The sequence below is a fragment of the Streptomyces sp. 13-12-16 genome (assembly GCF_002114215.1).
Lineage (GTDB): Bacteria > Actinomycetota > Actinomycetes > Streptomycetales > Streptomycetaceae > Streptomyces.
Map to the genome: position 1 here is coordinate 1 of NZ_NCTE01001501.1, position 386 is coordinate 386.

General features: G+C 75.4%; 1 protein-coding gene. It reads left to right on the top strand.

Going from position 1 to position 386, the window contains the following annotated elements:
• A partial coding sequence (locus B7767_RS43650; protein ID WP_143653053.1) for a CHAT domain-containing protein occupies positions 1 to 298 on the top strand: 298 nt, incomplete at its 5' end.
• Positions 299 to 386 lie beyond the last annotated feature (88 nt).

Genomic DNA, 386 nt, shown 5'->3' on the forward strand with positions numbered 1-386 from the left:
CCGCAGTCCGTACCGCATCATCCTGTCCTGCTGCGACACCGCGCGGTTCGCCACGGTGGGCGCGGACGAACTCCTCGGTCTGGTAACGGCGTTGCTGCCGCTGGGCACGGCGGGGGTGGTGGCGTGCAGCGCGCCCGTCAACGACGCGGCGGTCGTCCCCCTCATGGTGGCCCTCCATGAAGCCCTCGGCACGGGGCTCTCCTTGGCGGAGGCCCTGCGCGACGCGCGTGCCGGGCTTCCGGCCGACGCGGTGCACCGGGCCACGGGGTGGGCCTTCACCGCGTTCGGGGCGGCGTGATACCCGCCGTGGGCGGCTGCGGGTGACGGGTGGCTGGCCGCGGGGTTCCCAGGTGCCCGGGACCCCTGCGGACCGGCCGTGTTCCCGT